This is a genomic window from Natronomonas sp. EA1, assembly GCF_051195035.1.
Classification (GTDB): domain Archaea; phylum Halobacteriota; class Halobacteria; order Halobacteriales; family Haloarculaceae; genus JBNTJV01.
This window is the reverse complement of sequence record NZ_JBNTJV010000001.1, coordinates 642064-665470: the sequence shown is the minus strand read 5'-3', so window position 1 is coordinate 665470 and position 23407 is coordinate 642064. Positions and strand designations below refer to the sequence as shown.

26 protein-coding genes and 1 pseudogene are annotated in these 23407 nt (G+C 67.9%); 13 read left to right on the top strand and 14 right to left on the bottom strand.

From position 1 onward, the window contains the following. Position 1: 1 nt before the first annotated feature. Genes ACQUQR_RS03690 through ACQUQR_RS03680 form a run of 3 tightly spaced genes read right to left on the bottom strand, consistent with a single transcriptional unit; the run spans position 2 to position 2502 of the window. The gene (locus tag ACQUQR_RS03690; protein WP_435194821.1) at positions 2 to 730 is read right to left on the bottom strand and encodes an amino acid ABC transporter ATP-binding protein; all 729 of its coding nucleotides are present in this window, start codon (positions 728 to 730) and stop codon (positions 2 to 4) included. After that, on the bottom strand, positions 727 to 1551 hold the full coding sequence (locus ACQUQR_RS03685) for an amino acid ABC transporter permease (protein WP_435194819.1): 825 nt from the start codon (positions 1549 to 1551) through the stop codon (positions 727 to 729). Before ACQUQR_RS03685 ends, ACQUQR_RS03690 begins: the two co-directional genes overlap by 4 nt. Before the next feature lie 42 nt (positions 1552 to 1593). Continuing rightward, positions 1594 to 2502 carry a basic amino acid ABC transporter substrate-binding protein gene (locus ACQUQR_RS03680; protein ID WP_435194818.1) on the bottom strand — a complete coding sequence of 303 codons (909 nt, stop codon included), beginning with the start codon at positions 2500 to 2502 and terminating at the stop codon, positions 1594 to 1596. 205 nt (positions 2503 to 2707) lie between these two features. On the opposite strand from ACQUQR_RS03680, the gene ACQUQR_RS03675 reads away from it, so the two are divergent. Next, a complete protein-coding gene (locus ACQUQR_RS03675; RefSeq protein ID WP_435194816.1) occupies positions 2708 to 3487 on the top strand; it encodes an SDR family NAD(P)-dependent oxidoreductase in 780 nt (259 codons plus the stop codon). 2 nt (positions 3488 to 3489) lie between these two features. On the opposite strand, the gene ACQUQR_RS03670 is transcribed toward ACQUQR_RS03675, so the two are convergent. After that, positions 3490 to 4581: a hypothetical protein gene (locus ACQUQR_RS03670; RefSeq protein ID WP_435194815.1), complete on the bottom strand. Its 1092-nt coding sequence runs from the start codon at positions 4579 to 4581 to the stop codon at positions 3490 to 3492. Positions 4582 to 4738: 157 nt separating this feature from the next. On the opposite strand from ACQUQR_RS03670, the gene ACQUQR_RS03665 reads away from it, so the two are divergent. Then, positions 4739 to 5638 (top strand): DMT family transporter, encoded by a 900-nt coding sequence (locus ACQUQR_RS03665; protein ID WP_435194813.1) that lies wholly within the window; start codon positions 4739 to 4741, stop codon positions 5636 to 5638. Here the strand turns inward: ACQUQR_RS03665 and ACQUQR_RS03660 are convergent. Then, positions 5603 to 6589 (bottom strand): LLM class flavin-dependent oxidoreductase, encoded by a 987-nt coding sequence (locus ACQUQR_RS03660; RefSeq protein ID WP_435194812.1) that lies wholly within the window; start codon positions 6587 to 6589, stop codon positions 5603 to 5605. The two genes, ACQUQR_RS03665 and ACQUQR_RS03660, sit on opposite strands and share 36 nt — an antisense overlap. Further along, complete coding sequence (locus ACQUQR_RS03655) at positions 6586 to 7740, bottom strand: CaiB/BaiF CoA transferase family protein (RefSeq protein ID WP_435194810.1); 1155 nt, start codon at positions 7738 to 7740, stop codon at positions 6586 to 6588. The genes ACQUQR_RS03660 and ACQUQR_RS03655 overlap by 4 nt, the downstream gene beginning before the upstream one ends. 91 nt (positions 7741 to 7831) lie before the next feature. On the opposite strand from ACQUQR_RS03655, the gene ACQUQR_RS03650 reads away from it, so the two are divergent. After that, positions 7832 to 9043 (top strand): acyl-CoA dehydrogenase family protein, encoded by a 1212-nt coding sequence (locus ACQUQR_RS03650; RefSeq protein WP_435194808.1) that lies wholly within the window; start codon positions 7832 to 7834, stop codon positions 9041 to 9043. On the opposite strand, the gene ACQUQR_RS03645 is transcribed toward ACQUQR_RS03650, so the two are convergent. The 6 genes and pseudogenes from ACQUQR_RS03645 to ACQUQR_RS03620 form a co-directional block, all read right to left on the bottom strand. Further along, positions 9038 to 9280: a DUF7508 domain-containing protein gene (locus ACQUQR_RS03645; RefSeq protein ID WP_435194806.1), complete on the bottom strand. Its 243-nt coding sequence runs from the start codon at positions 9278 to 9280 to the stop codon at positions 9038 to 9040. The genes ACQUQR_RS03650 and ACQUQR_RS03645 overlap by 6 nt on opposite strands. Before the next feature lie 89 nt (positions 9281 to 9369). Further along, positions 9370 to 9792 (bottom strand): annotated as a pseudogene (locus tag ACQUQR_RS03640) (DUF5796 family protein); the annotation flags it as partial. 36 nt (positions 9793 to 9828) lie between these two features. Beyond that, positions 9829 to 10416, bottom strand: a complete 588-nt coding sequence (locus tag ACQUQR_RS03635) for a DUF2391 family protein (RefSeq protein WP_435194804.1) — start codon at positions 10414 to 10416, stop codon at positions 9829 to 9831. Next, positions 10413 to 11369 carry a 3-hydroxyacyl-CoA dehydrogenase family protein gene (locus tag ACQUQR_RS03630; protein ID WP_435194802.1) on the bottom strand — a complete coding sequence of 319 codons (957 nt, stop codon included), beginning with the start codon at positions 11367 to 11369 and terminating at the stop codon, positions 10413 to 10415. Before ACQUQR_RS03630 ends, ACQUQR_RS03635 begins: the two co-directional genes overlap by 4 nt. Positions 11370 to 11400: 31 nt before the next feature. Beyond that, positions 11401 to 12777 carry a zinc ribbon domain-containing protein gene (locus tag ACQUQR_RS03625; RefSeq protein WP_435194800.1) on the bottom strand — a complete coding sequence of 459 codons (1377 nt, stop codon included), beginning with the start codon at positions 12775 to 12777 and terminating at the stop codon, positions 11401 to 11403. Continuing rightward, the gene (locus ACQUQR_RS03620; RefSeq protein ID WP_435194798.1) at positions 12774 to 13952 is read right to left on the bottom strand and encodes a thiolase domain-containing protein; all 1179 of its coding nucleotides are present in this window, start codon (positions 13950 to 13952) and stop codon (positions 12774 to 12776) included. The genes ACQUQR_RS03625 and ACQUQR_RS03620 overlap by 4 nt, the downstream gene beginning before the upstream one ends. 154 nt (positions 13953 to 14106) lie before the next feature. Here ACQUQR_RS03620 and ACQUQR_RS03615 point away from each other — a divergent pair, with 154 nt between their 5' ends. The 4 genes from ACQUQR_RS03615 to ACQUQR_RS03600 all read left to right on the top strand — a co-directional run bounded on the left by ACQUQR_RS03615 (position 14107) and on the right by ACQUQR_RS03600 (position 16737). Next, a complete protein-coding gene (locus ACQUQR_RS03615; protein WP_435194796.1) occupies positions 14107 to 14574 on the top strand; it encodes a MaoC/PaaZ C-terminal domain-containing protein in 468 nt (155 codons plus the stop codon). A 78-nt stretch (positions 14575 to 14652) separates the two neighbouring features. Continuing rightward, positions 14653 to 14856: a hypothetical protein gene (locus ACQUQR_RS03610; protein ID WP_435194794.1), complete on the top strand. Its 204-nt coding sequence runs from the start codon at positions 14653 to 14655 to the stop codon at positions 14854 to 14856. Between the two features lie 43 nt (positions 14857 to 14899). Beyond that, positions 14900 to 15772 (top strand): amidohydrolase family protein, encoded by an 873-nt coding sequence (locus tag ACQUQR_RS03605; RefSeq protein ID WP_435194792.1) that lies wholly within the window; start codon positions 14900 to 14902, stop codon positions 15770 to 15772. A gap of 167 nt (positions 15773 to 15939) precedes the next feature. Beyond that, a complete protein-coding gene (locus ACQUQR_RS03600; RefSeq protein ID WP_435194790.1) occupies positions 15940 to 16737 on the top strand; it encodes an alpha/beta fold hydrolase in 798 nt (265 codons plus the stop codon). Here ACQUQR_RS03600 and ACQUQR_RS03595 read toward each other — a convergent pair. Both ACQUQR_RS03595 and ACQUQR_RS03590 read right to left on the bottom strand, forming a co-directional pair. Then, positions 16734 to 19274: a PAS domain S-box protein gene (locus ACQUQR_RS03595; protein WP_435194788.1), complete on the bottom strand. Its 2541-nt coding sequence runs from the start codon at positions 19272 to 19274 to the stop codon at positions 16734 to 16736. The genes ACQUQR_RS03600 and ACQUQR_RS03595 overlap by 4 nt on opposite strands. A 66-nt stretch (positions 19275 to 19340) precedes the next feature. Further along, entirely contained in the window at positions 19341 to 19976 is a 636-nt protein-coding gene (locus ACQUQR_RS03590) for a helix-turn-helix domain-containing protein (protein WP_435194786.1), read from the bottom strand. A gap of 82 nt (positions 19977 to 20058) precedes the next feature. On the opposite strand from ACQUQR_RS03590, the gene ACQUQR_RS03585 reads away from it, so the two are divergent. The 6 genes from ACQUQR_RS03585 (at position 20059) to ACQUQR_RS03560 (ending at position 23390) form a co-directional block, all read left to right on the top strand. Then, positions 20059 to 20994, top strand: a complete 936-nt coding sequence (locus tag ACQUQR_RS03585; protein WP_435194785.1) for a Phenylacetic acid catabolic protein — start codon at positions 20059 to 20061, stop codon at positions 20992 to 20994. Beyond that, positions 20994 to 21323, top strand: coding sequence for a 1,2-phenylacetyl-CoA epoxidase subunit PaaB (gene paaB / locus ACQUQR_RS03580; protein ID WP_435194784.1), 330 nt, complete (start codon positions 20994 to 20996; stop codon positions 21321 to 21323). The genes ACQUQR_RS03585 and paaB overlap by 1 nt, the downstream gene beginning before the upstream one ends. Beyond that, on the top strand, positions 21320 to 22147 hold the full coding sequence (gene paaC, locus ACQUQR_RS03575; protein ID WP_435194782.1) for a 1,2-phenylacetyl-CoA epoxidase subunit PaaC: 828 nt from the start codon (positions 21320 to 21322) through the stop codon (positions 22145 to 22147). The genes paaB and paaC overlap by 4 nt, the downstream gene beginning before the upstream one ends. After that, the gene (gene paaD, locus ACQUQR_RS03570; protein WP_435194780.1) at positions 22140 to 22583 is read left to right on the top strand and encodes a 1,2-phenylacetyl-CoA epoxidase subunit PaaD; all 444 of its coding nucleotides are present in this window, start codon (positions 22140 to 22142) and stop codon (positions 22581 to 22583) included. The genes paaC and paaD overlap by 8 nt, the downstream gene beginning before the upstream one ends. Next, positions 22580 to 22744, top strand: a complete 165-nt coding sequence (gene paaE / locus ACQUQR_RS03565) for a 1,2-phenylacetyl-CoA epoxidase subunit PaaE (protein WP_435194779.1) — start codon at positions 22580 to 22582, stop codon at positions 22742 to 22744. The genes paaD and paaE overlap by 4 nt, the downstream gene beginning before the upstream one ends. 64 nt (positions 22745 to 22808) lie before the next feature. Further along, on the top strand, positions 22809 to 23390 hold the full coding sequence (locus ACQUQR_RS03560) for a hypothetical protein (RefSeq protein WP_435194777.1): 582 nt from the start codon (positions 22809 to 22811) through the stop codon (positions 23388 to 23390). Positions 23391 to 23407: the final 17 nt, after the last annotated feature.

Sequence of the window (23407 nt, the reverse complement as noted above, 5' to 3'; positions counted from 1 at the left end):
TTCAGAGGATCTTCGAGAGGAACTGCTTGCCTCTGTCCGTCTTGGGGTTCGTGAAGAACTCCTCCGGCGGGCCGGTCTCCACGATCTTCCCGTCGGCCATGAGGACGATTCTGTCGCCCACTTCGCGGGCGAAGTCCATCTCGTGGGTGACGACCATCATCGTCATCCCGTCCTCGGCGAGCCCGCGCATCACTTCGAGCACCTCCCCGACGAGCTCGGGGTCGAGGGCGCTCGTCACCTCGTCGAACAGCATCACGCGCGGTTCCATCGCCAGCGCGCGGGCGATGGCGACCCGCTGCTGTTGCCCGCCGGAGAGCTGGTTCGGGTAGGAGGCCTTCTGTGCGGAGAGCCCGACCTCGTCGAGTAGTTTCTCGGCCAGTGGCCGCACCTCCTCTTTCTCGAGGCCCTTCACCTTCGTCGGCGCGAGGGTGACGTTCTCCAGTGCGGTCTTGTGCGGGAAGAGGTTGAAGCTCTGGAACACCATCCCGATCTGCTGGCGCAGCGCGTTCACGTTCGCGCCCTCGGCCGAGATGGGCGTCCCGTCGAGCCGCACCTCGCCGCCCTGGATCTCCTCCAGGCGATTGGCACACCGGAGGAGCGTCGATTTCCCCGAGCCGGAGGGGCCGATGACGACGCAGACCTCCCGTTCGTCGATATCGAGGGAGACGCCCTTCAGGACGTGCGTCTCGCCGTAGTACTTGTCCACGGCGTCGAACTCGAGGAGGCTCAATTCGTCTCACCCCCCCAGTCGGCGCGGTCCTCGAGGTACGAGACCACGTACCCCAGCGGGAGCGTGATACCGAGGTACGCGACGGCCGTGAGGACGATGGGCGTCCACGGGTCGAACGTGGCGCTGTTGACCGACCGGAACACGCTGATGATCTCGGGCACGGCGATGACGGTCAGCAGTGAGGTGTCCTTCACGAGGATGACCTGGTCGTTCCCGATGGCGGCGAGCGCGTTGCGCCACGCCTGCGGGAGGATGACCTCGCGCATCCCCTGCGTGTAGGACATCCCGAGCGAGCGTGCGGCCTCCATCTGCCCCTCGGGGACGGCGCCGATGCCGCCGCGGATGGCCTCGCCGATGTACGCGGCGTGGTTGAGCGTGAGCGCGATGACCGCCGCCGGGATCTCCCAGTCCTGAATCGGGAACGTCCCCGTCCACAGCGCGGGGATCCCGAAGTAGATGATGATGATCTGGAACAGAAGCGGCGTCCCGCGGAAGAACGAGACGTACCCCTTCGCGACGGCCCCGGTCGGGAAGGTACTGGAGACGCGACCGAACCCGACGAAGATCCCCGCGATGACGGAGAGGACACTCCCCATCACGAAGATACGCAGGACGAGGAGGTACGCGTCGACGAACCGGGGGAAGATGGTCTGGAGCAGCCCGAAGTCGACCTTCGCGTAGACGATGTAGCCGATGAGGCCGAGCACGGCCAGCGAGAATATCGACGACACCGCGACACCGCCCCACTTCAGCGTCGTATCGTTGATGACGGATTCCTCGACGCGCTGGGTGGACGATTCGCCCGAATATGATCCTGCCATTGGTAGTGATTACCTCGGTTTGGTATAAATCGGAGGGGGGCGTTATCCGCTGAAGTACTTCGCGTAGATCTCGTCGTACGTGCCGGACTCCTTGATCGCGGCGAGCGCCTCGTTGACCTTCTTACGGAAGGCGTCGTCGTCCTTGCGGAACGCGATTCCGTAGTTCTCGACGGAGAGCGTGAGATACGGCGGGGCGTCCTGGCCCTGCTCGGCGGCCGCGCCCTCGCCCTCGACGAAGCGCGCGCCGTCCTCGTTGTTGACGAACTCGGCGTTGACCGTGTTGTCGTTGATGACGGCGTCGACCTGGCCGTTCAGCAGGGCGTCGAACGCACCCGTGATCTGGTCGTACTTCTTCAGTTCGAGGTTGCCGTCGAACTCGGCTTTGAGCTCCTCGGCGGCCGCCAGCCCGGTCGTCCCCTTCTGGACGCCGACGGTCTTCCCGCGGAGGTCCTCCTTCGAGTCGATGGGGCTCCCCGTGCGGACGATGATCGTCTGATAGGCGCTGAAGTAGGGGTCGGAGAAGTCGACCTTCTCGGCGCGCTCCTCCGTGATGGTCATCGCGGACATGATGACGCGGAAGTTCCCCTGGTTGAGCGAGGCGATGATGGTGTCGAAGGAGGTCTTCTCGAACTCGGATTCGACGCCGAGCTGCTCGTCGAACACCGAGCGGGCGATGTCCACGTCGAAGCCCTTCAGCTCGCCGGCGGCCGTCTCGTACTCGAACGGCCGGTACGGGATGTCCGACCCGATGACGACCTTCTCCGGAAGGGCGTCCTCCGTCGGCGTGTCCTCGTTCTGGCTGCCGCCGTCGTTCCCGCCACTGCCGCCGTCGTTTCCGCCATCGTTGCCACCGTCGCTGCCCCCGTTGCTGGTACACCCGGCCAGCGCCGCGGTTGCGGCCCCGACGGCCGCGAGATACGCGCGACGTTCCATGGTGGTTTCCTGTGCCATATCCTCTCCTACCGGCTAACGTGTTTCAAGCTTTCGCACTGCGTGCCGTTAGTATGACAACATCTCCGGATATTTTTCGCTCCGCTGTCGTGAACGTTCCATTCTCCGCGGTAGAACTACTGTCTGGCAAACAAACGTCCGGGAACGAACGGGAGATTGTTCGGTACGAACCGTTATCCCGAACGCCCCTGATAGAGGGGTCGTAATGGATTTCGGACTCGCTGACAAGACGGCCCTCGTCACCGGGGGCGCGGGGCGAATCGGGAGCGAAGACTGCCGGGTGCTCGCGGCCGAGGGGGCGGACGTGGTCGTGCTGGACGTGAAGGAGGACGCGGCGCAGTCCCTCGCGGACGACCTCAACGACGCCGAGGGGGGCGAGGCCCACGCCGTCGCCTGCGACCTCACCGACCGCGAGGACGTGGCCGACACCGTCGCCGCCGTCGAGGCGGAGACCGGGGGGATCGACGTGCTCGTCAACAACGCCGGGATGGTCGACGCCCGGTCGCTCATGCGCGACTACGACGACGAGCTGTGGGACCGCGACGTGGCCATCAACCTCACGGGCACCTACAACATCACCCGCGAGGTCTTTCCAGGGATGCTCGACCGGGAGTGGGGTCGCGTCATCAACATGTCCTCGATGGCGGGCTGGCAGGGTGGGTTCGGACAGGCCTCCTACGCCGCGACGAAGGCCGCGCTCATCGGCTTCGGGAAGACACTCGCCCTGGAGGGTGCCCAGAAGGGGGTCACCGCCAACATCATCGCGCCGAACATCGTGATGAAACAGCTCGCGGAGATGGACATCGAGGAACTGGAGCAGTTCGACGAGCACTTCGCCCGCATCGCGAAGGCCACCCCGATGCGGAAACTCGGCAAAGAGGAAGACGTGGCGAACCTCGTCGCGTATCTCGCCTCCGAACAGGCCTCCTACATCACGGGCCAGGTCGTCGGCGTCACGGGCGGTATCGACCTGTTCAGCTTCTGAACTCAGATGAGTTTCGGGACGTAGAACTCCACGAAGATGAACAGGAGGGGAAGGAACACGGACCCCGCAAGCCGGGCGAGGATGCTCGTCTGGAGCGGGTAGAGGCTGACGGAGTTGAAGTTCTGATACTTGGTCTGGAGTCGCTGGAGTTCGAGCCGACGGTTCAACTCCGAGAGCTCGTCGCGGTCCGGGGTCTGCATTTCGGCTTCGACCTGCCGGTACTCCCGCCGAATCCTCTCCAGCGCGGTATCTCGAAGCGTGTGGGCTCGCAAAGAGACGCGCAGCGTCGGGTAGAGGAACGTCCCGAGAATCGTGCAGACATAGACGGTGGCGAAGGCGAAAATGACGATACCACTCGCGCTGGCTGCACTGAACCGGAAGAGCAGCGGGAGGAACAGCGAGGCCGTCGAGTAGAGGAGCGTCGTTCGGATGGCACAGTAGCCGACCGTACTCAGTCCACCGAGATTATCGGGGTGAAGCGGATCGATTTGCAGGTCCGCCTCCGCCACCTCGCCGATGAGCCGGAGAGTCAACACCGGCCCCATGAAGCCGTGGCTGAGGACGAGACCGATGAACAGGGCGTAGGCGTACGTCGTCCAGATGAACACGCTTCCGGTCCCGACCATCCCCTGCGCCCGAAGCACATCCGTCCCCGCGAACACGATGGCGACGGTTCCAACGGTCCAGAAGGCCGCCACGAGCGGCTGCGGTTCTGCAAACATCGTGGTGTACTTCTCCGCGAGCTCGTCGACTGACGCCTCCTCGGGCAGGATTTCGCCCAGTCGCTCGAAGAACGACGGGAGCACCCGCTCGTCGTAGTACCAGATGAGATACGGGGCGATGTTGACCCACAGCAGGCCAAGTCCTGAGGCAACGAGATATCCCGGTGAGAACGTCGTGTCGGCGACGGCCAGATACGCCGCAGCGAGGAGGTTCCAGACGAGTCCGAATTTGAGCACGCTGACGAGCAGCGGGTGCTGGATCCCGAGTGCGCCACGCGAGATCTGTTCGCTGACCCAGTGGCTCCCGTAATCATACTGTTCGAGCGGGTCTCCCGCGGTGAGTCGGTCGCTTGCTCCTGAATCGGCTGTCATTGCGTCGTTCCCCCGGTCATACTCCGGCGTCACGGGGGGCCGTCAAGTATGTGTCGCCGTGACGACATCGGGCGCGCCCCAATCGACCCGTTTTTCGGGGCTGACCACGTGGTCAGCGTATGGATCAGATCCCTTCGCCGCGCGTGGTGAAAGACGAGTGAGCCGACTCCGCGCCGTCGCCCCGTTCGCCGTGCTCGCCGTCCTCTGGGGGCTCTCCTTCCCCGCCATCACCATCGGTCTCGATGCCCTCCCGCCCGTGCTGTTCGCGGCGTTCCGCTACGACCTCGCCGCGGTCCTCCTCCTGGGGTACGCGGTGACGACCGACCGCTGGCGGCCCACCACCCCCGCGAACCTCGCGGCCGTCGTCGCCGGCGGCTGCTTCCTCGTCGCGGGCAACGCCTTCCTCTTCATCGGCCAGCAGACCGTTCCCAGTGGGATCGCTGCCGTCCTGCAGGGGCTCGTCCCCATCGCCACGACGCTGTGGGCGCTTCCCCTCTTGCCGAACGAACGCGTCTCCGCCGTGGGTGCGGTCGGCATCCTCCTCGGCTTTCTCGGCGTGGGGCTCGTCGTCCAGCCGGACCCCGCGAACCTCCTCGCCGGGGATACGTTCGGCAAACTGCTGGTCCTCGCGCAGGTGGCGAGCGTCGCGCTCGGTGGCGTGCTCGTCCAGCGCGCGAACCCCTCGCTCGACCAGACGGCGATGGCCGGGTGGTCGATGCTCATCGGGGCGGTCATCCTCCACGCCGTCAGCGCGGGGCTGGCGGAGTCGTTCACCGTTCCGTCCTCGCCGACGGCCGTCGGTGCCGTCGTCTACCTCGGCGTGTTCGCCACGGCCATCGCCTTCTTCCTGTATTTCACCATGCTGGAACGGTACGGCGCGATGGAGACGAGTCTCGTCGCCTACGTCGTCCCGCTCGTGGCCACCGTCGCCGGCATCCTCGTGCTCGACGAGCCGATAAAACCCCTCGTCCTCGTCGGCTTCGCCGTCGTCTTCGTCGGCTTCGTCCTTCTCAAGCGCCAGTCACTCCGCGGGCTCCTCCGCGAGCGCCTGGGGTGACAGCGCCTCGATCGTCGTCTCCGCGAGGTCGGTCGCGTTGTTCGGAATCGTCACCAGCGGCTCGTCGATGACCGCCATGGCCAGCAGCGACCGGAACTGTTCGCGCGCCTCCGCGGGCGTGCCTGCGATTCCGAGCGCGCGGACCATCTCGTCGGTCACCAGCGAGACGGCCTCCCCGCGGTCGCCCGCCTGCCACGCGCTCGCCACGGCCTCGGCTTCCCCGGGGAACCGTGAGGCCACGGCTCGCTCGTACCCCTTCCCGCTACCGACGTAGTAGGCGATGTGGCCGCGGATAGCGTCCCGTGCCTCGGCCGGGTCCTCGCTCACCGCACTCGGAACGTACGGCGCGACGGCGATGTCGTCCGGCGAGCGCCCCTCGGGGAGGTGGTCGACGATGTAATCGAACGCCGAGGGGAGCTCCGGGAACGGGACGTTGTGGGGGATCCAGCCGTCACAGAGGCGGGCGACGACCCGGCGGTTGGCCCGCCCGAGCGCGGCGTGGTAGACCGGGATGTCGGTGCCGAGCCCGGGGAAGTCCGCCGCGTGGAACACTTCACCGTCGTACTGGACCCGTCCCTCGCCGAGCAGCGCGTTCGTCAGCTCGATAGCCTCGTGGGCGCGCCTGACGGGGCGGTCGAACGTCATCCCGTGGAGGTCCTCGACGGCTTTCGGGGTGGAGGTGCCGACTCCGAGCCGGAACCGTCCGTCCGAGGCGTCGTCGATGCTCGCCGCGGTCATCGCCAGTACGGCCGGGGTTCGCGAAAAGACGTTGAGGATGGCGCTTCCCACGTCGATCTCGTTTGTCCGCTCCGCGATGCGGGTGAGCGTCACCACCGAGGAGGTCCCCCACAGTTCGCCGAGCCACGCCGACTCGTAGCCGAGCTCCTCCGCGCGGACCGCGAGGGGGACCGGGTCGTCGCCGCGCTGGGGGAGCAGCAGGCCGTGGCTCATATCGCCCCCTCCGCGCGGAGCCGCGCCATCGCGTCGTCGTCCAGCCCGGCCTCCCGGAGCACCGTCTCGGTGTGCTCACCGTGTGCCGGCAGGTCACCGGCCTCGTGTGACACGTCGCTGCCTCGGAGCGGGAAGCCCACTCTCGGGCGCTCGCCCCCGTGGACGTATTCCCGCGACTGGATCTGTGGGTGTGAGAGCGCCTCCTCGGGGGTGTACACCCCGTCGACGGCGGTGTCCTCGTCCGCGAGTCGGTCGACCCACTCGTCGCGCGTTCGCGTGGCGAACAGTGCTTCGAGCGCCTCCCGCAGCGCCTCGCGCTCGGCCGGGTCGTCGGTCGTGTGGAGGGAGATCCACTCCTCGTGTCCCACGGCTTCGCAGAACCCCTCCCAGAACTGCGGCTCCAGTGCCGCGAGTGTGACGTACCCCTCCTTCGCCTCGTAGACGCCGTACCACGGGTACGCGCCCGTGAGCTGCGTGTCGCCGGGGCGGGGGTTCTCATCGCGCAGCGCCATGGGTGCGACCGTCTGGCCGAACGAGACCACCGCGTCCGTGAGCGACACGTCGAAGTACTCACCTCCCTCCCCGCCGAGTTCGCGCGAGAGGAGCCCCCCGAGAATCGAGAACGCCGCGAGCAGCCCCCCGCCCATATCCGCGACAGGATAGCCCGGTGCGCTCGGCACCTCGTCCTCGCCGGCGCGGGTCATATCGAGCATCCCCGCGACCCCTGCGTAGTTGAGGTCGTGGCCCGGGCGCTGAGCGAGGGGGCCGGTCGCGCCGAACCCCGAGAGCGAACAGTAGACGATGCCCGGGTTGTGCTCCCGGCAGGTCTCGTAGTCGACGCCGAGCCGGTCGACGACCCCCGGCCGGAAGCTCTCGATGACGGCGTCCGCCGTCTCGACGAGCGCGTAGAACGCCTCCCGGCCGGCCTCCGATTTCAGATCCAGCGTCACCGACCGCTTGTGGCGATTCACCGCGTCGAAGACGATGCCGTACCCCTCGTCGGTGAGCGGCGGCATCGCCCGCGCGTAGTCACCCGCGCCCGTGTCTTCGACCTTCACCACGTCCGCGCCGGCGTCCGCCAGCAGTTGTGTGGCGTACGGGCCCGGAAGCAGTCGTGTCAGGTCCAGTACGCGGACCCCATCGAGTTGCATAGCACAGCGACTCCGTGTGGACACTTAACGCTACGCACACCTCCGCGGGTTGACACCCCACAGTTATCCCCCTCCCCGCGCATCGTCGCCCATGCACGATGCATCCGCCGGCGTCTCCTTCGCCACGGACGAGGAGACGCGGCTCATCCTGGACTCGCTCGACGAGTTCATCAAGCAGGAGGTCACACCTATCGAGGCGGAGCTCGGCGAGACGTGGTCGAATCCACGGCTGCGCCACGAGCCCGACGGCCGGTTCGTCCCCGAGGTGCTGGAGGCCATCGACGAGGTCCGCGAGCGCTCCGCGGAGGCGGGCTTCTACGCCATGAACCTCCCCGAGGAGGTGGGTGGGGAGGGGGTCTCGAACGTGACGTGGTACCGCGCCGTGAAACACGTCGCGAGCCACGGCCCGGGGCTCACTGAGTTCGTCCTCGCCGGGCCGGAGGGGCCGAAACCGCTGCTCGCACAGGCCGAGGGCGAGCAGGTCGAGAACTACCTCAAGCCCGCCATCCGCGGGGAGAAGACCACGGCGTTCGCCCAGACGGAGCCCGGTGCGGGCTCCGACTCACCGGCGATGGCGACGACGGCCGAGAAGCGAGGAGACGAGTGGGTCATCGACGGCACCAAACAGTGGATCACCAACGGCCCCTACGCCGATTTCGTGCAGGTGTTCGCCCGCACCACGCCCATCGAGGAGGCCGGGCGCTACGGCGGTATCACCTGCTTCCTCGTCGAGGCCGACGAGTACGAGGTCGCCTCGCTGAACAACGCCGTGGGGAGGACCGGCCAGCAGGCTGAACTCGTCTTCGATAGCGTGCGCGTGCCCGACTCTCGCGTGCTCGGGCGCGTCGACGAAGCGTTCTACGACGCGATGGCGTTCCTCTCCCTTGGCCGACTGGAGATCGGGGCTCGGGCGCTCGGGCACACCGAGTTCCTCCTCGAGAAGGGCTTCGAGTACGCCACCGACCGGGAGGCGTTCGGCCAGCCTATCGGCGAGTTCCAGGGCGTCTCACACAGGCTCGCCGAGGGGCGCGCCCGGGCTAGCGCGGCCGACGCGATGGGCCTGCAACTCGCGTGGCAGATGGATACCGGCGAAGAGACCGTCGAGGCATCGAGCATCGTGAAGTACCTCGCGACGAACGTCTTCTTCGACGTGGCGGACGACGTGGTCGGCGTCCACGGCGGGAACGGCGTCGCCGAGGAGAACCCGTTCATGGAGGGGCTGGAACTCGCACGCGTCATGCGCATCGTGGAGGGGACAGACGAGATCCAGCTGAACACGATCGCGAAACAGAACGGCCTATAGTCGAGATCGGTGCTCCTCGGCCAACCGCTCCGCCTGCTCGCGAGTTTGGGTCGCCTCCCATCGCACCTGCGCCCCGTCGCCGTACGCGATGGCCTCCTTCAGCGAGTCCTTCAGTGGGCCGTGGTCGACGGCGATGACCGTCCCGTTCTCGTCACCCAGCTCGTAGACGCCGTAGCGGTCCGGTACCGTCCCCACCGTCTTGCGCGCCAAGGGATGCCAGCGTTTCTGGAGGGGCATTATTCGTCTTCGGGGTCGGGGTCGTCTTCGGGGACGGGGTCGTCTCCGTGCTCGTCCCCACTCTCGTCTTGCCCCTCGGGAACCGCACCCTCCCGGACGATCTCGTAGGACTGCTCGCCCCAGTCGTCCTCGACGAAGACGAAGACCCGACCGCGCGCCACCTCGGGGTCGGCCTCGACCTCGATGCGGTAGCCGTGGTTCTCGGCCTCGACGCCCGGGAACAGCGACTCGCGCTCCCCGCGGTCGATGATGACGCGGCCCACCCCCGAATCCTCGAGGATCTCGTCGTGTGTTTTCCGGTCGTTCACGTAGACGAGGACGCCCTCGCTGTTCGTGGGGTCCGTGACGAGGATGTGGACCTCTTTCCCGGGGGCACAGGTGACGGCGCCGTCGGTCTTCGTCGGGACGCCGTGATAGAAGGTCGAGCGGCCGTCGGAGTAGCTGACCTCGATCCCCTCCGTTTCGAGGGAGATGGGGAGGGTGTCGGGGGCGATGTCGTTCCGGAGGCTCATAGGGGAACTGGGAATCCGGGAGGGAAAAACGAAGCGTTAGCTCCCGGGGAGGATGTCACCGAGCGCGGCCCCGATGCTCATCGGGACGAACGCGACCGTCACCGTACAGAGCGCGACCCACGGGTCCGCCCAGTCGACCCGCCCCCACGCGGTCATCACGACGAGCGCGGTGAGAAACGGGATGGTGATGACGCCCACGACTCGGCGGGGAACGAGTCCGAGAACGGGGTTCGTGACCCGCACGTCCTGGAAGTCCGCGACGTAGATGATGCCGACGACGAGCGCGATGGCTCCGACAAGCGTCCCGAGGAGGTACGCGGGGTGGGTGGCGACGAACGCGCCGACCTCGCCGGTCCCGCCCTCGACGAACATCGGGATACCGAACAGCACCGCCCCGAGGAACATCTCCGTGGCGTCCGCCCGGTCGAACCCGTAGATGACGTTTCCGAACCCGGGGGACTGCAGCTCCGCGGCGAGCGCGATGGTCTCCTTCAGCCGTGCTTTCACCTCGGGGTCGTCGATCTCCCCTTTCAGCGCGGTGAGCTCCTCCACCACGCGGGTCGGTTCGACCCGGTCCGGGTCCCCGTCGGCCTCCGGGGTGGGCGCCTCGGGCGCGTCGCTCACTGCCCGCCGTCCCCCTCCCCGGATCCGCTCCGTGACCGGAGGAGTTCGCGGTGGTCGCTCCCCCCGGAAGGCATCGGGTCGGGCGCGTCACCCGCGGCCGCCACCGGCTCGCCCGCCTCCCAGACGTAGAACCCCTCGCCCGCCTCGCGGCCGAGCTTTCCGGCCCGGACCTTCCGCTTGAGGAGCTGTGGCGGCCGGAACCGCTCGCCGAGTTCGTCGTAGAGGTACTCCAGCGTCTCCAGCCGCGAGTCGAGCCCCTCGATGTCCGCGAGCTCCAGCGGGCCGCGGGCGTGGTGGGTGCCGAGCGTCATCGCGTTGTCCACGCCCCGGGGGTGCGCGACCCCCTCCTCGACCAGGCGCATCGCCTCGACGCCGAGCGAGACCGCGAGCCGCGAGGAGACGAACCCGGGTGAGTCGCGGGTGACGACGGGGGTCTTCTCCAGCGACTCGACGAACGAGGTGGCCCGCTGGGCCGCGCCGGCCTCCGTCTGCTCGGCGATGACGACCTCGACGATGCCCGTGAGGTCGACCGGCTCGAAGAAGTGCAGCCCCACCGCACGCTCCGGGCGCTGGAGGGCGCTCGCCACGTCCGTCACCGGGAGGGTGTCCGTCGTCGTCGCCAGCACCGTGTCCGTGAGGAAGTAGTCCTCCGCGGTGGAGAGCACGTCCCGTTTCGTCGTGAGGTCGTCCGGTACCGCCTCGATGGCGACGGTGACACCGGTCATGTCCGCGAAGTTCTGCGTCGGCACGATGCGGTCCATCGTCGCCGTGGCGTCGCTCTCGGAGAGCTTCCGCCGCTCGACGCGCCGACCCAGTTGCTCGCCGATCGCGTCGACGGCCTCGCGGACGACGAGACTGTCCGTGTCACGGAGTCTGACCTCGTGCCCGGCGAGCGCGCAGGCCCGTGCCACCTCCCGCCCCATCGTCCCCGCACCGAGAACTGCCACTTGCATAGGGGAGAAGGCACCTCAGGAGGAATAAGTGTTAGTCGAGTGGTCGGATCTTCAGGCCGTAGCGGGTGACCCCCTCCTGCGTGTAGATACGGCGGGGTATCGCGGTGACGGTATCACCCACCTCGACCGGGGCGACGGCCTGCATCGGCAGGCTCACCCCACCATCCGACTCGAACGCCACGATGGCGACGGGGAACGACCCCGACCGGGCCTGCTGCGGGGCGAACTCCGGGGGCGCGCCGCCCGCACCGATGGTCGTCACGGCCTCCACGGTCCCCGTCTTCGGCAAGCGGACCGGCTCGAAGTCCACGAGTCCGCCGCAGTCGGGACACGCACCGTCCGGTGGGAACGCGAGCGCCGAGCACTCGGGGCATCTCCCGGCCTCCAGCCGATGGCGCTGCGGGAGCGACCGCTTCCAGGTGGGGACGGAGACGTACGCGCCGCCGCCCGAGACCTCGCCGTCGGTGATGTCACCCCGGAGCCGGAGATACTCGGCGTAGGTGACCTCCTCACCCGCATCGAGCGCGAGCGAGACGGGAGCCGACCCCGCGAGCGCGCAGGCGAGCGCGCTGCCGGAGCCCCACGCGACGGCGAGCGGGCGCTCGGCCCCCTGGGAGAACGCGCGGGCGAGCGCGACCGGCACCGAGGCCGCGCCGAGGTCGCCGAGGTCGTGGACGGGCGCGGCCTCGTGGATGGCCTCCGCGTCGAGCCCTGCGACCTTCCCCGCGCGGTACGGGAGCTTCCCGTCCGGGGCCTGCAACGCGACCGCGTCGTGGTCGGCGTCGATGGCCGACACGGCTTCCGAAACCGGGTTGACGAACCGCCCCCGGTCGTAGGTCCCCGCGTCGATGGCCTCCACGCGACTGCTTCCGGCCTCCCGGAACCGCGTTCCGGGGGCGGGGTCGTTCACCTCTGTCCTCGCTTCGACCGTGACGGGTGCGTCGGGGGCGACGAGGAACGCCGCGGCACCGGCTCCGGCCGCGTGCTCCACGGCGTCGCCGGGCTCGGCGCTGGGCGCGTCCGCGACGAGCACGAGCCCCGTCGCGTCGGCGTCGATGGCGGCGAGCAGGGCCTCCATCCCCGCGCGGGTGCTCCCCGTGTGCGTCCGGACCGCCGCCGTCTCCGGGACGGCGAGCAGGGAGGCGAGCCGGGGTGCGAGGTCCCCCTCCTCGAGCGGGGGTGTGGTCGTCGCGAACGCGAGATACTCGATCTCCCCAGCTTCGAACGCGCCCACCTCGAGCGCCCGCCTGCCGGCCTCGGTAGCCATCGTCAGTGCGTCCTCGTCGCCGTCCGGCACGGCCTTCGACTCGATTCCCGAGCCCTCGAAGCGACCCCACGCCTCGGCGAACGCCTCACCGGAGACGCGCTTCGACGGGGCGTACGCGCCCATCGCGTGGATACCGGTCATCGGCCCACCTCCTGTTCCCGTTCGAATATATGGACGACGGCCGCCCCACCGGAGCCGCCGACGTTGTGCGTGAGCCCTCTCGTCGGAGCATCGAGCTGCCGGTCGCCCGCGTCACCGGAGAGCTGGTTGAACGCCTCGGCGACCTGTCCGGCCCCCGTCGCCCCGATGGGGTGACCCTTGCTCTTGAGGCCGCCGGAGGTGTTCACCGCGACCTCGCCGTCGGGCCGGGTCGCCCCGGACTCGATGAACTCGCCCGCGTCGCCCCGCTCACAGAAGCCCAGGTCCTCGTAGGCCATCAGCTCGGCGATCGCGAAACAGTCGTGGACCTCGGCGAAGTCGATGTCGTCGGGAGCGACGCCGGCCATCTCGTAGGCGGTGTCGGCCGCGGATTTCGAGGCCGGCACTCCCGTGTAGGTGTCGCGCTGGAACAGCCCCACGCGGTCGGAGGCCGCGCCGACGCCCGCCACCCGGATGGGGTCGTCCGTGTACTTGTCGACCACGTCCTCGCTCACGACCAGCGCGCAGGCCGCGCCGTCCGTGGTGGGACAGCAGTGGTAGAGCGTGAGCGGGTCCGCGACGACGGGGGCGTTCATCGCGTCTTCCAGCGAGCACTCGAACCCCAGCTGGGCGTGGGGGTTCTTCGCGCCGTTGGCGTGGTTCTTCACGGCGACGTGCGAGAGCTGCTCGCTCGTGGTGCCGTACTCGGCCATGTGCGCGCTCGCCATCTGCGCGTAGACGCCGGCGAAGGTGGTTCCCGAAAGGCGCTCCCACTCCGTCTCCCCCGAGACGCCGAGCCAGTAGCGCACGGCGTCCCCGGAGACGTCGGTCATGATCTCGACGCCGCCGGCGAGGACCACGTCGGCCATCCCCGATTTCACGGCCTGCACGGCCTGTCGGACCGCGTAGCCGGAGGCGGCACAGGCGTTCTCCACGCGGGTGACGGGAATCCCGTGGAGCCCGACGTGCTCGGTGACGGCTGGCCCCGACAGGCCGAGCTGGCGACCGCCCACCCCGAGCGTCCCGATGACGGCCTCGTCGATGGCGTCGGGGTCCATCCCCGCCGGCACCGAGTCGAGCGTCGTCTCGTACGCCTCCCGAAAGAGCGAGCGGTAGCTCTCCTCGGGGAACGAGCCGAAATCCGACTGGCCCGCGCCGACGAGATAGGCCTCGGTCACGGGCATCCCTCCGTTGCTGGGTGCATGTTCCACCGCTTGCGGTCCAGTATGAAATAGCTCCCGCACCCTACGAAGGGTTGCCACCCAGTTCGAGCGAAACGTCAACAGACGAAGAAGCGGCAATACTTATCATACCACGCGGCGACCCCCTCGTATGCCAGTTACGTACGAACCGCACTACTTCGAGGAGATGGACGTGGGCAAGACGTTCGAGAGCGCGGGCCGCACGGTCACCGAGGCCGACCTGGTGACGTACTCCGGGGTCTCCGGCGACTGGGAGGAGATCCACACGAACGACGAGTACGCCCGCGAGACGGGCTACGGGGCCCGCATCGCCCACGGCCCGTTCACGTTCGTCATCACCACCGGGCTCGTCCACCGCTGCGGGTTCGTCGAACGCCGGGTCATCGCCTTCCTCGGGATGAACTACATGGATCTGAAAAACCCCGTCTACGTCGGCGACACCCTCTCCGCGACGTTCGAGGTGACCGAGACGCGGGCGCTCGAGTCCCGCGACGACGCCGGGCTCGTCGTCATCGACGCGCTGACGACGAACCAGGACGGCGAGAGCGTCTTCGAGGGGGACATGAAGTTCCTGTTCAAGCGGGACCCGGAGGCCTGAGGCTCGACGCGACCGTCCCGGTTCTTCTCCATCCTTCGTCGCGCGGTTATCCCCCGGCAGGGCGACCGTTCACCTGCAATGTCAATCGCCGACGCCAAGAACAACAAGCAGGTCGTCCGCAAACTGAACACGGAGATCTTCAACGAGCGGAACTACGGGAAGATCGAGGGGTTCGTCATGAACCGCATCGAGAACGGGAAGATCGCGGAGTCGTTCGTCTGCGTGGACTTCCTCGGCCTGCTGGACCAGATCGGGGCGATCGAGATCCCGAAACAGGCGTAAAAAAGCGGCAACCTTTTTCGCGACTGCGGCGCCTCTCGTGAGTATGCTAGACGTACTCAAAGAAGAGGGCGAGCCGCGTGCCATCGACACGCACGCCCACCAGCCGACGGCGGAGTTCCTCGAGGACGCGGGCGGGGAGATGATGCAGGACGCGGCCCGGAAGTTCGGGATGGATCTCGACCCGTGGGACTACGACGCGATGGTCGAGGAGTATCACGCCGCGGGCATCGGGAAGACCGTACTGCTGGGGTGGGACGCCGAGACGAACACGGGGAACCCACCCGTTCCGAACGACTACGTCGCGGAGGTGCGCGACGCGTATCCGGACTTCTTCGTCGGCTTCGGGAGCGTCGACCCGCTGAAGGACGACTGCGTCGCGGAGGCCCGCCGCTGCGTCGAGGACCTCGACCTCTCGGGGTTCAAGTTCCAGCAGATCGCCCAGGGGTTCGACCCGTCCGACTCCGAACACGAGCCGCTGTGGGACACCATCGAGGAGCTCGGCGTCCCCGTCGTCTTCCACGGCGGGAACACCACGCTCGGCGCGGGCTCGCCGGGCGGTCGGGGCCTCACGCTCAAACACGGGAACCCGATGCTCATCGACGACGTGGCCGCGGCCCACCCGGAGATGCAGATCCTCATCGCCCACCCGGCGTTCCCGTGGGAGAAAGAGCAGCTCGCCATCTGCCAGCAGAAGGGGAACGTCTACATGGACCTCTCCGGCTGGCTGCCGAAGTACATCGACGACCAGGTGCTCCAGTACTCTCGTTCGATCCTGCAGGACAAGGTGATGTTCGGGACGGACTACCCGATGCTCGACCCGGAACGCTGGCTGGAGCAGTTCGGCGAGCTGGGGTTCCCCGAGGAGGTCCAGCGGAAGATCCTCTGGGAGAACGCGGAGGCGTTTCTCGGTCTCTAAAGGAAACAGCGAGGGCTCTGTTGAAACCCTCTCGCCCTCTTGCGGTTTGCTGAAAAGCCAGTTTCATAGCGGATCCGTCTGCTCCGGTCGGAAGAGCCGGTCTCCCCTATGTCAACTCTGATTCCGCCACCGACTGGCTATTTTACCCGGCGTCCGTAGTGGGGGGCGTGCAGCCGCCTCGACTCTCGACGACGGTCGCCGGCTATCCCGCGGTCGCGTGGGGGACGGGCGACCCGCTGCTCGTCGTTCCCGGTCTGAACGACCCACTGTGTCGCGTCGGCGAACAGCACTGGTTCGACGCCGCCGCCCTCGCGTTCTGTCGACGCCTCGCTCGAGCCTGCGCCAGTGCGGGTGTTCCGCGACGGGTCTTCTACGTCTCGCGACCGGCGGGGCTCCCCACCGACGCCACCACGCGCTCGATGGCCGACGGCTACCGCGCCGTCCTCGACGAGCTCGGGACCGTGGACCTCGTGGGCATCTCCATGGGCGGGTTCATCGCCGGTCACCTCGCGCGCGACGACCGCGTCCGCACCTGCACCTACGCGCTCGCGGGAGACCGGCTCTCGCGACACGGGAGACGGTCCATCGCCCAGTGGCGCGACTGGGCCAGCGTCGGCGACTGGCACGCCATCTACGACCGGGGAGTCAGAGCCGTCACCCGCGGCCCGCTGTCGACGCTGGGGCGGCTCGTCGCCCGTGGCTACGACCTCGTCACCGCACCCCGCGCGCCCCGCGATTTCCGCGTCTCCGCCCGGGCGTGTCTCGACCACGAGCCCGCGAGTCCCGAGTGCCCGACCCTCGTCGTCGGGGGGACGCGCGACCCCTTCTTCACCGACGAGGCGTTCGCCGCGACGGCCGACCGACTGGATGCGACCCACACACGCCTCGACGGCTGGGGGCACGACGCGGTCGTCCACGCGGCCGGGCGGTTCGACACCGCAGTCACGGCGTTCCTCACCGACTAGTCGGCCGCTCGCGGGAGCTCGAGCACCACGGTCCGCCCCCCGTCGGCGAACGAGAGCTCGCCACCGACGGACTCGACGACGTATTTCGCCAGCCAGAGGCCGAGCCCGCGGCTGTGCTGGAGCTGTGTGATGTCCTGGGCCCCCGTGAGGACGTTGCGCTCACGGACCGGAATCCCGTCGCCGTCGTCCTCGATCCGGAGCCGGACGCGCTCGCCGGACACCGTCGCGTCGAACGTGACGTGCGGGGCGTCCCCCGCGTGCAGGGCCGCGTTCTCGGCGAGCTCGACCAGCGCGGTCCGCAGCAGATCGCCACCGACTACGTCGACCGGCTCTACCGTCGTCTCGACGGTCACGTCCGGGTTCCGCTCGCGGGCGGCCTCGCTCGCATCGGCGACGAGTCCGGCGAGGTCGACCCGCCGGTCGCCGTCGTCCGCTCGGTCGAGTGCCCGCTCTATCGTTCGGACCTTCTCCACGATGCGGTTGGTGCGTTCGACCCCGTCGAGCGCCCGCCGTGCGAACGTCTCGGTCTTCCCGTCGACGGCCTCCAGGACCATCTTCAGGTACCCTTCGACGACCGTGTTCGTATTCCGGAGGTTGTGCCGGAGCACGCGGTTCAGCATGGCGATACGCTGCTGGTCGGCCTCCCGTTCGGTGATGTCGGTGTAGATGCCGAACATCCGCGGTCCCTGCTCCGTCGAGCCGTGCTGGACGGCCCGGAAGAGGAACGTCCGCGGGCCGCTCGGCGTCTGTCGAGTCACCTCCACCGGTTCGGTGAGCGCCTGCTCGGCGTCCGTATCGAGTTTCCGCGCCCCCGCCACGTCCCGCTCCGGAACGATGAGGTCGTTGAGCGGCTCGCCCACGGCGTCGTCGTTGTCGATACCGAACGTCTCGGTGAACGCGGCGTTGACGCGCTGGACGTAGGGGCCGTTCGAGGTCACGATGATATCCACGATGGCGTCCGGCGTCCGGGCGAACAGACTGGAGAACCGGGACCGCTCCCGTTTCAGCTCCGACTGGTCGCGGACGACACCCACGCTGCCGCCGTCGGGAAGCGTCGAGAGTTCCACCTCGACGGGGAACGTCTCCCCGTCGGCAGTCGTCAGCGTCGTGTCGATGGTCCGGCTCTCCTCGTCGCTCGCCCGGAGCGCGGCGAGGTGTCGCTCGCCAGTTGCCAGCGCATCCGAGGTCAGGAACGCCGAGACGTGCGTCCCCTCGACAGCCGCTCGGTCGTAGCCGAGTCGGTCGAGGAGGGCGTCCGTCGCGACCTGAAGGGAGCCCCGGTCGTCGAGCACGTACACCATCTCGCGGACGTTCTCGTGGATGGCGCGGTACTGCTGGAGCCGTTCGATGCGCTCCGCGCGGTCGAGCGCCGCCTCCGCGTTGGCCGCGAGGATGCGCGCGAGCGTCCGCTGGTCCTCGTCGATACCACCGGGGTCGGTCGTCCCGACGGAGAGGGTTCCGTAGTTCCCGAGGGGGATGACGAACGCCGAGACGATCTCGCCGTAGCTGTCGGGTATCGTCCGCTCCGCGGCTTCGCTATCGAGTGCCTCACCACGTGCGAACGCCATCCCAGAGAGCCCCTCCCCGGGGGCGTACGTGGGGAGTTCCTCGATCTGTTCTCTCGCGCCGGCACTCACCGCTGCCGAGACGAGGCGGTCGCGGTCGGCATCGTAGAGCCGGACGGCGTTGAGTGAGAGTCCGAGTACGTCCGCCGCGGCCGCGCAGACGATGTCGGCGATCGCTTCGCGGTCGTCGGCGTTCATCAGCTCCTGGGTCGTCGAGAGGAGTTCGTTGAGCGCGGTCTCCCGCTGTTTCCGCTCCGTGATGTCGTTGAAGAATACGGAGAGGCCGTCACTGGAGGGGTACGCGGTCACCCCGAACCACGTGTCGAGCGGGTCGTAGTAGGCCTCGAACGAGGTCGGTTGCTGCGTCGCCATCGCCCCCCGGTAGTGCTCCTCGAACGCGGTGCCGATGGCGTCCGGGACGACCGTCCAGAGGTTCTGGCCGGGGAGTTCCTCGAAGTCGACGTGGGCCGCTGCGGCCGCCTGGATGACCTCGTAGCCCCCCTCGTTGAGGTAGGTGAACTCCCAGTCGTCGTTCACGGCGAAGAACCCGTCCTCGACGCGTTCGAGTACCTCCTCGTAGCGGTCACACGCCGCCGGTAGCTGTTCTTCCCGGCGCTCCCGTTCGAGTTCGTAGCTCGACCGGTCGAGTGCGGCGACCACGCGGTCTCCGAGCGTCTCCGCACCGTCGTCGAAGGCCTCCTCGGGGGCGTACTCCACGCCCAGCCGAGAGGCGATAGCACCCGCCTTCGGGTCCGCGCTGCCGGTGAGGATGACCGGGAGGTCGGGCGCGCGGGCACGGAGCGTCCGGACGTCGCGCTCCCAGCCGTCGCGCGGGGTGAGGAGCACGCAGCCCACCGTCTCCGCGTCGACCGCGTCGACACTCGAGACCTCACGAACCCACTCGGGAGCGAACACAGCAGCGACCGCCCGCGCGGCGACCGAATCGAGACAGATAACCGCCCCAGAACTCATCACCCCGCCGTTCGCGCTGTGTATAAAAAAGCTGCACGCTCGGCGAGTGGAACGCCGCAGGGTGCATCAGACCAGTATCTGTCCGAAGAGTGAGGACTGGGCCCGTCTGAGGCGTTCGAGGAAGGCGCTCTTCGAGATGCCCAACTCGGCGGCGACTTCGCTCGCGGTACACCGTTTCGGCACGTCGAAGTAGCCCGCCTCGAACGCGGCCCGGACGGCGGCCTCCTGTGCGGGGGTGAGGTCCCACCGCGAGGCGACGGTCGACTCCGCGTCGTCGCCGAGCGGGGAGATGCGCTGGATGCCGACACCCACCGCGTCGCCCGCGGCCTGCAACACCCCCTCCAGTACGTCGTGGCCGACGACCGCGCCGACGTGGTGTTCCGTCCCGCCCGCGACACGCATCGACTCGACGAGAAAGCCCTCGTCGATGAGGTCGTGGACGACGCACCGCCCTTTCGAGAGGAAGCGGTAGGTGTATCGCCCGTCCGACTGGGAGCCGTGGAGATACCGGATGCGCTCGTCGGCGTCGAGCACCGCCCCCACGTCCGAATCCTGCGTAGAGACCTGATGGAGGGTGTAGCCATCACCTCTGAGCAGCGGCGGGAGTGCGTCGATGGCCGCGCCGGTCGCACGGGAGGCCTCGGCGAGGGGGCAGTCGTCGCCAGTGACCCGGAACTCGACGACGAGGCACTCCGAAATCATGCGGGAACTACGCACGATTTGCATATAAAGCCACGCCATGTGCGGGTGAATCGGGATGTGAACGCCCCACGTAGAGTCTATCATGAATCTTGAGGAGGTATTCGAACGCGCGGGCCCGCGAGCGTTCGGGCCGAACGACGACATGCCCGAGGAGTACCGCAAAGCGGCAACGCGGATGATCCAGTTCCACGCGAACTCCGAGATCATGGGCGCGTACATCGAGCGCCCGTACATCCGGCAGTCCCCCTCCTTGGACCGCAAGCTCGCCGTCTCCGCGCAGGTGCAGGACGAGATCGGCCACGGCCAGCTGCTGTATCGCGCGGCCGAGAACCTCGGCATCAAGACGCGCGAGCAGATGCTGGACGAATTGGCGAATGGAGAGGGGAAGTTCCTCAACTGCTTCCACTACCCCATCGACAGCTGGTACGAGCTGCCGATGATCATGTTCTTCGTCGACGGTGCGGCGATGCGCCGGCAAGCTACCCTTAAAAGAACCTCGTGGGAGCCGTACGCCCACGCCATCGACAAGATCTGTTTCGAGGAGGGGTTCCACATCAAACACGGTGAGGACATCCTCCGTGAACTCGCGACGGGCACCCGCCGCGACCAGCTCGAGTTGCAGAAGGCGTTCGAGAAGTGGTGGCCGCGCATCCTCCAGTTCTTCGGGCCGACGAACGACCGGTCGACCCACGGGGATTTCGGCCTCAAGACGGGGCTGAAGACGATGGGTAACGACGAGCTCCGCACCGCCTTCCTCAACGTCTACCTCCCGAAGGCGGAGAAGTACGGCCTCGAGATCCCGGACACGCCGACCATCTCCTACAACGAGGAGACGGACCTCTACGAGGTGGAGGAGGAGGAGCTCGACTGGGACGAGTTCTTCCAGATCGCGAAAAACGAGTATCCGACGGGGGTCGGGCAGATCAACAAGCGCCACCGGACGCAGGAAGCGGTGGAATGGGTCCGTGACGCCATCGAGGGGCCGGCCGCGCCCACGAGCGCGGCGGGGGCGGACTGATGATCTGGGAGGTGTTCCGCCAGGAGCGCTCGAAGGACTACCACGTCCACGTGGGGAACGTCCACGCCCCTGACGCGGAGATGGCGATGATGTACGCGCAGATCATGCACGCACGGCGGAAGCCCGCCCACTCGCTGTGGGTCGTCCCGAAAGAGGAGATCCACGAGGTCTCCGCCGACGACATCGGCGTCGAGATGGGCGGCACGACCCAGAAGGAGTACCGCTGGGCGACGAACTACAACACCGACGAGACGTTCGCTCAAGAGATCGAAGACTCCCAGCGCGAACAGGAGGAGGCCGAACGCGGTCGCGCGGAGGCACAGGAATGAGCGCGCTCGCCGGTCCCCAGGAGCTCTCCGCCGAGGAGCGCGCCGCGGTGGAGGCGTTCCTCGAAACGCTCGCGGACGACGAGTTCGTCGTCGCCGAGCGCTACACGGAGTGGCAGGTGCGGGGCCCCACCCTCGAGGCCGATATCGCCATCGCCAACATCGCGCAGGACGAGTACGGCCACGCGCGGCTCTGGTACGACCTGCTGATGGACTTCGGCTACGAGGAACCCGACCTCATCTGGGAGCGTTCCCCCGACGAATTCCGTCACTCCACGCTCGTCGAACAGCCCTTCGCGCGCGGGGACTGGGCGGACGCCGTCTGCCGGACGTTCCTCTACGACTCCTACGAGCATCTCCTCCTGGAGGCGCTCGCGGACTCCTCGTACCCCCGCATCCGTGACCGCGTGGCGAAGGTGCAGGGGGAAGAGGCCTACCACCGCGAGCACGCACAGAACTGGCTCGAACGGCTCTGCGAGAGCGAGGACGGGAAGACGCGAGTGCAGGACGCCCTCGACCGGCTGTTCCCCCACGCGCTCACCCTCTTTGCCCCCACCGAGGAGGAGGACGCCATCGTCGAGTTGGGCATCCGACCCGTCACCCTGCCCCAACTGCAGGAGGACTGGCTCGCCGTCGTGACGCCGTTCTTCGAGTCGCTGGACCTCGACGTGCCCGACGCCCAGTCGGTCGACCTCCCCGCCGTTCGGGGACGCGACGGCTCCCACACCAATTCGTGGAGAAAACTCTACAACGAGTTCACCTACACCTACGAGCTGCTCGACCGCTCCGAGGCGAGACGCCTGATGAGGGACCCCGACGATGTCTAACGAAACCGAGAAACTCGAGGAGATCGAGGAGATCGAGGAGTTCGACGCCCCGAACTACTGTTCGTACACCGACTACACCCCCGGCGTGGCCCCCGAGGACCTCCCCAACACGGGCGAGGGCTCCTCGGGCGTGGAGCGCCGCGTCTGGGACGCCCTCTACGAGGTGGAGGACCCCGAGATGCCCGTCTCGGTCGTGGACCTGGGGCTCATCTACGGCGTGCGCGTCGAGGAGTCGACGGCGATCGTCACGATGACGCTCACCTACACCGGCTGTCCCGCGCGTGAGATGCTCAAAGGCGACATCAGGAGTGCGGCCGAGTCCGCCGACGGCGTCGACTCGGCGGAGATCGAACTCGTCTGGAACCCGCCGTGGAACGTCGAGCTCGTCACCGAGACGGGGAGGAAAAAGCTCCGGGAGTTCGGGGTGGCGATATGAGACGGCTCGACCCCTCCGCGGACACCTCGCCGACGAAGAAAATGGCCTGTCCGTACTGCGACGGGACGAACACCGAGCGCGAACACCCGAAGGGTCCCTCGCTGTGCCGGTCGATGCACTTCTGTCACGACTGCAAGGAGCCGTTCGAGGCGATGGGCTGAGGAGACACCAAGAGTCGTTTCACTCATCTGAACGTTTTTACCTATCGGCGAAGGAGCACGTCGTATGCGCGCCCTCCACATCCTCGCAATCGCCCTCCTGTGTCTCGCCGTCGGCTGTCTCGGTGGCCCGGCCGGCCCGGCCGGCCCGGGGACGACCGACCCTGGCGGGAACGGCTCGGCGTCTCCGACGCCCCTGCCGGTGACGTTCGAGACGCCGACGGGTGAGTGTACGGCGGTGACGCCGACCCCGGCCGGGAACGACGAGGTGGCATCGTACGCCTACCCGTCGCCGCCCGAGACGTGGTCCCGGAACGCGACGGCGTCGTACGTCGAGTCGTTCGAGCGGGCGTACCTCCACGCGGAGAAGGTGGACGCCCGGACGACCTACATCGAGGTGTACGTCTCAGACGTGCGGGTCACCCGCCACGGGAACGTCTCGGTGGTCCGGCTCTCCTCCTACACGAACGGGGGGTACGAGAACGACGACGCGGACACCGGGACGCCGATCGAGGTCCACTGGGACGGGGCCGAAAAGCCCGTGGCGTATCTCGTCACCGATGAGCGAATCGTTCGGACGGAAGGCGGCTACCAGCGCACTCCTGCCTTAGCGGACCTCGGTAACGGCCGCACGGTGGCATGTCGCTAACCGAGGGGCCTTTCACC

Coding starts and splice junctions, on each gene's coding strand:
- ACQUQR_RS03675 (WP_435194816.1), top strand. CDS start 2,708: ATGGATTTCGGACTCGCTGACAAGACGGCCCTCGTCACCGGGGGCGCG.
- ACQUQR_RS03610 (WP_435194794.1), top strand. CDS start 14,653: ATGTCAATCGCCGACGCCAAGAACAACAAGCAGGTCGTCCGCAAACTG.
- ACQUQR_RS03655 (WP_435194810.1), bottom strand. CDS start 7,740: ATGCAACTCGATGGGGTCCGCGTACTGGACCTGACACGACTGCTTCCG.
- ACQUQR_RS03590 (WP_435194786.1), bottom strand. CDS start 19,976: ATGATTTCGGAGTGCCTCGTCGTCGAGTTCCGGGTCACTGGCGACGAC.
- ACQUQR_RS03615 (WP_435194796.1), top strand. CDS start 14,107: ATGCCAGTTACGTACGAACCGCACTACTTCGAGGAGATGGACGTGGGC.
- paaC (WP_435194782.1), top strand. CDS start 21,320: ATGAGCGCGCTCGCCGGTCCCCAGGAGCTCTCCGCCGAGGAGCGCGCC.
- ACQUQR_RS03605 (WP_435194792.1), top strand. CDS start 14,900: ATGCTAGACGTACTCAAAGAAGAGGGCGAGCCGCGTGCCATCGACACG.
- ACQUQR_RS03560 (WP_435194777.1), top strand. CDS start 22,809: ATGCGCGCCCTCCACATCCTCGCAATCGCCCTCCTGTGTCTCGCCGTC.
- ACQUQR_RS03660 (WP_435194812.1), bottom strand. CDS start 6,589: ATGAGCCACGGCCTGCTGCTCCCCCAGCGCGGCGACGACCCGGTCCCC.
- paaE (WP_435194779.1), top strand. CDS start 22,580: ATGAGACGGCTCGACCCCTCCGCGGACACCTCGCCGACGAAGAAAATG.
- ACQUQR_RS03585 (WP_435194785.1), top strand. CDS start 20,059: ATGAATCTTGAGGAGGTATTCGAACGCGCGGGCCCGCGAGCGTTCGGG.
- ACQUQR_RS03670 (WP_435194815.1), bottom strand. CDS start 4,581: ATGACAGCCGATTCAGGAGCAAGCGACCGACTCACCGCGGGAGACCCG.
- paaB (WP_435194784.1), top strand. CDS start 20,994: ATGATCTGGGAGGTGTTCCGCCAGGAGCGCTCGAAGGACTACCACGTC.
- ACQUQR_RS03685 (WP_435194819.1), bottom strand. CDS start 1,551: ATGGCAGGATCATATTCGGGCGAATCGTCCACCCAGCGCGTCGAGGAA.
- ACQUQR_RS03625 (WP_435194800.1), bottom strand. CDS start 12,777: ATGACCGGTATCCACGCGATGGGCGCGTACGCCCCGTCGAAGCGCGTC.
- paaD (WP_435194780.1), top strand. CDS start 22,140: ATGTCTAACGAAACCGAGAAACTCGAGGAGATCGAGGAGATCGAGGAG.
- ACQUQR_RS03680 (WP_435194818.1), bottom strand. CDS start 2,502: ATGGCACAGGAAACCACCATGGAACGTCGCGCGTATCTCGCGGCCGTC.
- ACQUQR_RS03630 (WP_435194802.1), bottom strand. CDS start 11,369: ATGCAAGTGGCAGTTCTCGGTGCGGGGACGATGGGGCGGGAGGTGGCA.
- ACQUQR_RS03650 (WP_435194808.1), top strand. CDS start 7,832: ATGCACGATGCATCCGCCGGCGTCTCCTTCGCCACGGACGAGGAGACG.
- ACQUQR_RS03645 (WP_435194806.1), bottom strand. CDS start 9,280: ATGCCCCTCCAGAAACGCTGGCATCCCTTGGCGCGCAAGACGGTGGGG.
- ACQUQR_RS03595 (WP_435194788.1), bottom strand. CDS start 19,274: ATGAGTTCTGGGGCGGTTATCTGTCTCGATTCGGTCGCCGCGCGGGCG.